Annotated in this window: 7 protein-coding genes; 6 read left to right on the top strand and 1 reads right to left on the bottom strand. The window is 70.0% G+C overall.

What is annotated here, in order from left to right; translation table 11 throughout:
* The coding region (locus tag Q0C41_RS27730) for a DUF6600 domain-containing protein (protein WP_291989604.1) at positions 1 to 1,513 on the bottom strand (1,513 nt) is incomplete at its 3' end.
* 339 nt (positions 1,514 to 1,852) lie between these two features.
* On the opposite strand from Q0C41_RS27730, the gene dnaK reads away from it, so the two are divergent.
* From dnaK to Q0C41_RS27700, 6 genes are all read left to right on the top strand, one after another.
* Positions 1,853 to 3,745 (top strand): molecular chaperone DnaK, encoded by a 1,893-nt coding sequence (gene dnaK / locus Q0C41_RS27725; protein WP_291989602.1) that lies wholly within the window; start codon positions 1,853 to 1,855, stop codon positions 3,743 to 3,745.
* A 3-nt stretch (positions 3,746 to 3,748) separates the two neighbouring features.
* Entirely contained in the window at positions 3,749 to 4,918 is a 1,170-nt protein-coding gene (locus Q0C41_RS27720) for a DnaJ C-terminal domain-containing protein (RefSeq protein ID WP_291989599.1), read from the top strand.
* A gap of 3 nt (positions 4,919 to 4,921) precedes the next feature.
* A complete protein-coding gene (locus Q0C41_RS27715; protein WP_291989597.1) occupies positions 4,922 to 5,341 on the top strand; it encodes a helix-turn-helix transcriptional regulator in 420 nt (139 codons plus the stop codon).
* Between the two features lie 129 nt (positions 5,342 to 5,470).
* The gene (locus tag Q0C41_RS27710) at positions 5,471 to 6,280 is read left to right on the top strand and encodes an ATP-binding protein (protein WP_291989595.1); all 810 of its coding nucleotides are present in this window, start codon (positions 5,471 to 5,473) and stop codon (positions 6,278 to 6,280) included.
* 5 nt (positions 6,281 to 6,285) lie between these two features.
* A complete protein-coding gene (gene hemW, locus Q0C41_RS27705; protein WP_291989593.1) occupies positions 6,286 to 7,413 on the top strand; it encodes a radical SAM family heme chaperone HemW in 1,128 nt (375 codons plus the stop codon).
* 77 nt (positions 7,414 to 7,490) lie between these two features.
* Complete coding sequence (locus Q0C41_RS27700; RefSeq protein ID WP_291989591.1) at positions 7,491 to 8,042, top strand: hypothetical protein; 552 nt, start codon at positions 7,491 to 7,493, stop codon at positions 8,040 to 8,042.
* Positions 8,043 to 8,228 lie beyond the last annotated feature (186 nt).

Raw genomic sequence — 8,228 nt, 5'->3', positions numbered from 1 at the left:
TCCCGGCGCCGCTCCCCGACGTCGTGGGGCGCGGAGCCCGCTGCGGACTGCGCGGCGCGACGGCCCGCTGGGCGCGCTCGTAGGGGTCTTCGGGCGGGGGCGTCGGGCCGCCGTAGCCGGGAGCCGGCGGTCCCACACGCGTCGGGCCGACGCCACGGCGAAGCTCACCCGTGGTGTCGTCGCCCGTGCGCGACCGCACGCCGCCGTAGTACCCACCCGGCCCGTAGACCGCCGTGCCCCCACCCGCGCCGTAGGGACGCGTGCCCCCGGCGCCGTAGCCGTACGCGCCGGCGCCGCCCCGGCCGGGGCCGTACCGGCCCGGGGGACCCGTGCGCTGCGACACGAAGGCCGAGAGGTTGTCCAGCGTGCGCGGATCCACGGCATGGAGTCGCATGCGATCGCGCTCGCCGAAGCGGTCCGACGGAATCACCGTCCACGCGCGTGACGGGTCGAGCGTGCCGCCCGGGTAGACGCCGCGGCGCTGCGCGACGCTGTCCCAGCTGGACACCGGGCGGTTCTGCGATCCCAGCGGCGTCCAGCCGATGTAGCCGGGGCCCACACTCCACGAAACCCAGGCCGGCGCCCACTCCCGCCCGGGCGTCCAGTACCACCGGCCACGCCCGTTGACGCCCCAGCGGCCGAAGTGGTGCGTCGGCCAGCTCCAGGCATCGCGGCCGACCCAGAGCCATTGACTCTGCGGGCCGTAGGCCTGCCAGTAGCCGTCGGCATAGGGACGCCAGTCGGCGCCCACGGTCGGGAACCACACGGCGCCGAGCTGCGGGTCCGTCTCCCACGCGCCTTCGCGGTTGAAGACGTCCGAGTAGGCCTCGAAGCGCGGATCCTGGAACGTGTCGAGCGGGGCGCCCGCCGCCGGTGCGCCGGCCGGCGCGCTCGCCCACGCGATGAAGCTGTCGTAGCCGGCCGCGTTGAAGCGCCGAGGCGCCTCCGGGGTCAACCCGTCGCGCACGGCGATCTGCTGGCCCGCGGCCACCGTCTGCGCGCCCATCCCCGTCTGGACCTCGGCCTGCCCCCGGGTCACCCCGAGCGTGGTCTCTTCCCCGTCGATGGTGAGCCGGTAGTCACCGCCGGGCGCCAGCACGAACGATCCCGCCGGGGTATCGACCCGGAGCGTCGCGGTGGCCGACGCCGGTCGCTGGACGAAGGCGCGACCGGCCGTCAGCGCCAGCAGGTCGGGCGCCAGCGCCTCGAGACGGCCGCCGTGATCGAGGGCGACACGCGACCCCTCGCTCCAGAGCACCTGACCGTAGGCCGCCCCGATGTCCACCCGGTCGCCAAAGAGCACGGGGTCGCCCGGCTCCAGCGCGAGCGCCGTGCCGTCCCGCACGACCTGGGCGCCCGACCCCTCGAGCCGAATCAGGTGCGGCGGCGGCTCGCCGGGCTGGACGGCCTGGTCCGGCAGAGGGCCAGCGGCCTCAGGTTGGGCGCTGCCGAGCGCCGGCACTCCGAGCGCCACCACCACGGCCAGCGCGCGAGCAAGGACCTGCACGTTCATGTCGTTCCTTTCGGGACCGGACGCTCAGGCATCGCGGCGAGACCGGTCATGGCGGGTCGAGTATAGGACTCGCCACTTGAAGCAACGGCTGGGACGGGGTGGGAGAACACCCCGGACGAGGACGGAGGAGCAGAGGAGGGAGGACGGAGGGAGGACGGAAGGGACAGGGGGGAGGGAAGAAAGGGCAAAGGGAAGGGGGAAGGGCGAGGGGGAAAGGGCGAAGTAATGGTGTGTGGTTGACATTGTCGTACGCAGGTTTTATGATGCCAACGTTATGAAGGGCTGCCGAGGGAACGTACCCACGGACGGGCCCATTGCTTACGCAGAGGGGCAGACGTCATGAGCAAAGTCATTGGTATCGACCTCGGGACGACCAACTCCGTCGTCGCGGTCATGGAGGGTGGCGAACCCACCGTCATCACGAATCCCGAAGGCAGCCGCCTGACACCGTCGGTCGTGGCCTTCACCAAATCCGGCGAGCGTCTCGTCGGCCAGGTCGCCAAGCGCCAGGCCGCGACCAACGCCGAGAACACCGTCTATTCGATCAAGCGCTTCATGGGGCGTCGCTTCGAGGAAGTCAGCGACGAGATGAAGCTCGTGCCCTATCACGTCGTCAAGGAAGGCGACGATGTGCGCATCGATGCGGGGGGCACGAAGTGGGCCCCGCCGCAGGTGTCGGCGATGGTGCTGCAGAAGTTGAAGCAGGCCGCCGAGGAGTACCTCGGGCAATCGGTCACGCAGGCCGTCATCACCGTGCCGGCGTACTTCAACGACGCGCAGCGGCAGGCCACCATCGAAGCCGGGCGCATCGCCGGGCTCGAGGTCCGTCGCATCGTCAACGAGCCCACGGCCGCGGCGCTGGCCTATGGGCTCGACAAGAAGGGCGACCAGACCATCGCCGTCTTCGACTTCGGCGGCGGCACCTTCGACATCTCGATCCTCGAGGTGGGCGAGGGCGTGGTCGAGGTGAAGTCCACCAACGGCGACACGCACCTTGGTGGCGACAACCTCGATCAGCGCGTCATCGAGTGGATCATCGCCGAGTTCAAGAAGCAGGAAGGCATCGACCTCTCGAAGGACCGCATGGCCCTGCAGCGCCTGCGCGAGGCGGCCGAGAAGGCCAAGATCGAGCTGTCGAGCACGATGCAGACCGACATCAGCCTGCCGTTCATCACGGCCGATGCCTCGGGCGCGAAGCACCTGTCGCTGCAGCTGTCGCGGGCCAAGTTCGAGTCGCTCGTCGAGGACCTCCTGCAGCGGGCGCTCGGCCCGACGCGCCAGGCCCTGAAGGATGCCGGCCTGCAGCCGTCCGAGGTGGACGAAGTGGTGCTCGTCGGCGGGTCGACGCGCACGCCGCGCGTGCAGCAGCTGGTCAAGGAGCTGTTCGGCAAGGAACCGAACAAGAGCGTCAACCCGGACGAGGTCGTGGCGATCGGCGCCGCGGTGCAGGCCGGCGTGCTCACCGGCGAGGTCAAGGACCTGCTGCTCCTCGACGTGACGCCGCTGTCGCTCGGCATCGAGACGCTCGGGGGCATCATGACGCGCCTCATCGATCGCAACACGACGATCCCGACGCGCAAGAGCGAGGTGTTCTCGACGGCCTCCGACAGCCAGCCGAGCGTGGAAGTGCACGTGCTCCAGGGCGAGCGCCAGATGGCGCGCGACAACAAGAGCCTCGGCAAGTTCCACCTGGACGGCATCCCGCCGGCGCCGCGCGGCGTGCCGCAGATCGAGGTCACGTTCGACATCGATGCCAACGGCGTCGTCAACGTCTCGGCCAAGGATCGCGCCACCAGCAAGGAACAGAAGATCACCATCACCGGGTCGAGCGGCCTCAGCAAGGACGAGGTCGACAAGATGATGAAGGACGCCGAGCTGCATGCCGAGGAAGACCGCAAGCGTCGCGAGCAGATCGAGACGCGCAACAAGGCGGAGCAGGCGGCCTACCAGGCCGAGCGCATGCTGGCCGACGCCGGCGACAAGCTGACCGACGCCGACAAGCAGCCGGTGACCGAGGCGATCGCGGCCGTGCGGACGGCGCTCGAGGGTGAGGACACGGCGGCCATCGACAAGGCCGTCGAGCAGTTGATCCAGGCCCAGGGCAAGGCCGCCGAGGCGTTGTACAAGCAGTCCCAGCAGTCGGGCACGGCCGAGGGCTCTGGGGGTGGCGCCGGACCTGGCGCGCCGGTCGACGGCGAGGTGATTGACGCCGAGGTTGTCGACGAGAAGTAGACGATGTCGCCGTACGACCTGCTGGGACTCGATCGGGATGCGTCGGAGGCGCAAGTGCGACGGGCGTACCGCCGCCTGGCGCGCCGCTGGCATCCCGATCTGAACCCCGGCAACGCCGAGGCCGCGCAGCGATACGCGGCCATCACCGCCGCCTTCGAGACACTGGTGGATCCCGTGCGGCGGCGCTCGTACGACGCGTCAGGGGCGATGGCGCCGCCACCGGCGGCGGCGCCCGCCTCGTTTGCCGGCTTCGATTTCTCGCTCGCCGTGCATGGCGCGCAGGCGTCCACGTTCGGGGACCTCTTCGTGGACGTCTTCCGGCAGGCCGCGACGGGTGGTCCCGGGAGCCTGCGAGGCACCGATGTCCACGCCGAGATCGTCATCACGCTGGCGGAGGTGCTGCACGGCGCCGTCCGGCAGATCGAGGTGTCCCGTCGCGTGGCCTGCCGTCTGTGTCGCGGGCTCGGGGTCCTCGATGCGGCGCCGGTCCGCTGTCAGCCTTGCGGGGGCTCCGGGCAGGTGCGGTTGGGCCGAGGGCACATGGTGTTCGTGCGCGCCTGCGAGGCCTGTCAGGGCGCGGGCCTGGTCGGCCAGCGCCCGTGTCACGGGTGTCACGGGCACGGTCACCACGAGATGACGCAGTCGGTCAGCGTGGCCCTGCCGCCGGGCCTCGCCGATGGCGATCTGCTGGTACAGCCCGGCGACGGGCATGCCGGGCATCGGGGCGGGGCGCCCGGGGACCTGCACCTTCGGGTGCGCGTGGCACCGGATGCGCGGCTGACGCGGCACGGCAGCGATCTGCACATGACGCTGCCGGTGGCCGTGCATGAAGCCGTGCTCGGGGCACGCATCGCGGTGCCGACCGTCGACGGTGTGGTGTCCGTGCGGGTGCCGCCCGGTGTGCAGTCCGGACAACGGCTCCGCCTGCGTGAACGGGGGGTGCCATCGCGCCGTGGACCGCGCGGCGACCTGGTCATCGAGGTGCAGCTGGTGCTGCCGCCGGTGATCGACGCCCGTGGACGTCAGTTGATGCAGGAGTTCGCGCGATTGCATCCCGAGGACGTGCGCGCGGCATGGCGCACCGGCGATGCGGCTGCGTCCACCGCGAGGTGGTCTGCCGAGGTCGCGACCGCGACGACGGCGGTGGACGTCAGCGAGAAGACGGAAGGGTGAGCGATGTCCACACGTCGTCCAGGCAAGGCGCTCTACATGATCAGCGCGGTGGCGCAGCGCTACAACATCCACCCGCAGACGTTGCGGCTCTACGAACGCGAGGGCCTGCTCCGTCCGTCACGCACCGACGGCAACACCCGCCTCTACTCGGATGAAGACCTGGAGCGGCTCGAGACCATCCTCACGCTGACGCGCGAGCTCGGCGTCAACCTCGCCGGTGTCGAGATCATCCTCAACCTGCGCGAGCGCATGGCACAGATGCAGCACGAGGTCAACGAGTTCATGGGCTACGTCAAGCAGGAAATGGTGCGAGGCCTCGGCGACTGGGAGCAGCGCCTGTCCACGGCGATGGTCAAGAGTGGTCCCGCCTCGTTCGTGCGGCCCCCGACGGACGCGCCTTCGCCCACCGATACCGACGATTGACACACCTTCGCCCGGCGTTCGGCTGCCGCGGCGCGCCCTTCGCGCTATCATGCCGATCCCTTGGACGTGGCCTGCAGCATCTGCAATGGAACGGGTTGGAAGACGGTGGAGCACGACGGCGAACGTCGTGTGACCCGGTGTGACTGCTGGCGCACTGCCGCCGCGTCGCGGCGCCGTCACGACTCGCGCATCCCGCGTCGCTATCAGCACTGCGACTTCTCGGCGTTCCTCACCTACGGCAACGAGTCGCTCGAGCGCGCCTTGATGTCGGCGCGCACGCTCGTGCAGCGCTATCCCGTCGCCGATCGCGGGCTGTTCCTCCTCGGCCCCCCGGGCGTCGGCAAGACGCATCTCGCCGTCGCCATCCTGCGCACGCTCGTGCAGGAGAAGGGCGCGCGCGGCGTGTTCTACGACACGCGCGATCTGCTGCGCGTCATCCGCAGCACCTACGACCCGCTCGTGCGCGAGACCGAGCGCGACGTGTTGCGTCCGGTGATGACGGCCGACGTCCTCGTGCTCGACGACCTCGGGGCCGAGAAGGCGTCCGAGTGGGTGGACGAGACCCTGAACCTGATCGTCAACACCCGCTACAGCGAGAAGCGACTCACGCTGTTCACGTCCAACTACGTGGACGACCCGGAAGGCGCCACGCCGGACTCGTTGCTGTTCCGCATCGGCTTCCGCATGCGGTCACGGCTGCACGAGATGTGCGAGTTCCTCGACCTCGATGGCGGCGACTTCCGCGAGCTGCCCGCCAACGGCGGCGAAGAGGACCTCGTCGCCCTGTGGCGCAAGCGCAAGAAGCAGGGCGGCCCCCCCTCGCTGCCCATCAAGGCGAGCGCCCCGATGCGCGCGAAGCTGCGCGACGGCGATCGCACACCCGGCACGGCAGCCCCGGAGCTCAAGTGGCCCGGCGGGCGCGCCGGCACCCGCCGCTGACGCTCGTGCCCGAGCCGCTCGGCGTCTACATCCACGTTCCGTTCTGCAGCGCCATCTGCCACTACTGCAACTTCAACCGCGGGCTGATGGACGCCGCGCTGAAGACGGCCTACGTCGACGCCCTGATCACCCACATCACGCGTGAAGCCGAGCCAGTCGCGGTGGACACGATCTACTTCGGCGGCGGCACGCCCTCCCTGCTCGAGCCGCACGAAATCGCGCGAGTGCTGGAGGCCTGCGGCGCGGCCTTCCGGGTGACCGCCGATGCCGAGGTCACCATGGAGGCCAATCCCGAGACGGTGGATGTCGCCCGGCTCACCGGCTTCCGCGCCGCCGGCGTCACCCGCATGTCGTTCGGCGTGCAGTCGTTCCTGGACGACGAGCTGCGTCGCCTCGGTCGCCTCCACGACGCCGATCGCGCCCGGCAGGCCGTGCGCGAGGCGCGTGCCGCCGGGATCGACAATGTCAGCCTCGACCTGATGATGTGGCTGCCGGGCCAGAGCGTCGCGCAGTGGCTCCAGTCGGTCGGCGCCTTGATCGACGCCGCCCCCGACCACGCGTCGCTCTACCTCCTCGAGCTCTATCCGAACGCGCCCTTGCAGGAACTGATGGCGCGCGAGCAGTGGTCGCAGACCCCCGACGACGATGCGGCCGACATGTACGAGGCGGCGATGGACCAGCTCGAGGCCGCCGGGCTGCACCAGTACGAGATTTCGAACGTGGCCCGACCGGGTCGCGAGAGCCGCCACAACCTGAAGTACTGGCGGGACTCGGGCTGGCTGGCCTTCGGCTGCGGGGCGCACGGGTCCCGTGACGGGCGCCGCTGGAAGCATGTGGCCGATACCCGCGCCTACGTCGATCGCGTCGCCGCCGGGGCCGATCCTGTCGCCGAAGCCCGGCGTCTCGATCCGGAGGCGCAACTGGCCGAGGCGCTGTTCATGGGGCTGCGTTTGACCGAGGGCATCGACACCGGCGCGTACCGGGCACGTTTCGGTCAGGATGTCTGGAGTCGCTACGGATCGTCCCTCGCCCCTGCGGTCGAGGCTGGCCTGCTGGTGCGGGAGACGGGCCGAATGCGGCTCACGCGTCGTGGCATGCTCCTCGCAAACGAAGTGATGCAGGTCTTCGTATGAGGTTTGTTCGGGAGGGCGTTTACGGTACAGTAGGCGCCGGAATCACCACCCCTGTTTCGGAGTTGGAGGAGCTTGCTATGCGTTCGTTGATGGAGGCGCGGGCCGCACGTCGTGCGGGCACGCGGGTGGCCCTGGGCGCCGCCGTACTGATGGTCAGCAGTCTGATGGTGAGCACGCCAGCACTGGCGCAAGCTCCGGCCGCCGATGCGGCGCAGCCTGCGGCCCCGGCCGCTCCGGCGGCACCGGCCAAACCACAGCTGACCTTCGACAATGCCGACGCCGTCGTGTGGTTCTACGCGGTCAAGGGCGACAGCAGTGCCAAGTTCGAGCAGTTCTTCGGCCGTGTGAAGGAAGCCATGGCCAAGAGCACCGTGCCCGAGCGCAAGGCGCAGGCCGAGGGCATGCGGCTCATGAAGTCGACGTCGCCCGCCGGCGACGGCACGATCAACTACGTGCTGCTCGTGAGCCCGATCGCCAAGGGCCAGGAATACAGCCCGGGCATGCTTCTGTTCGAGGTCTTCCCGACCGAGGCCAAGACGCTCGTGGACGAGCTCCAGACGCTCATCAACGACAAGGGGCTCAACGCGGCCGTGCCGCTGACCAACGTCATGACGCTCGGCGGCATGTAGCGTCGACGTCGTCCTGATTTCAGCAGACCCCGGCGGTGCTCACGCGCCGGCCGGGGTCTTCGTGCTCATGCGAACGATTCTGCTTACCCTCTGCATCGCGCTCGCGGGTCCGACCGGGCTGGCCGCCCAGCCGCCGGCCCAGCCGTCCGCCCCCCCGGCGCCGGCCGCCCCGGCTGCCGTTCCCGC

It is taken from the genome of Luteitalea sp. (genome assembly GCF_022842525.1).
Taxonomy (GTDB): Bacteria; Acidobacteriota; Vicinamibacteria; order Vicinamibacterales; family Vicinamibacteraceae; genus Luteitalea.
Note: the sequence above shows the minus strand (reverse complement) of the source record. Positions and strands in the feature narration are given on the sequence as shown.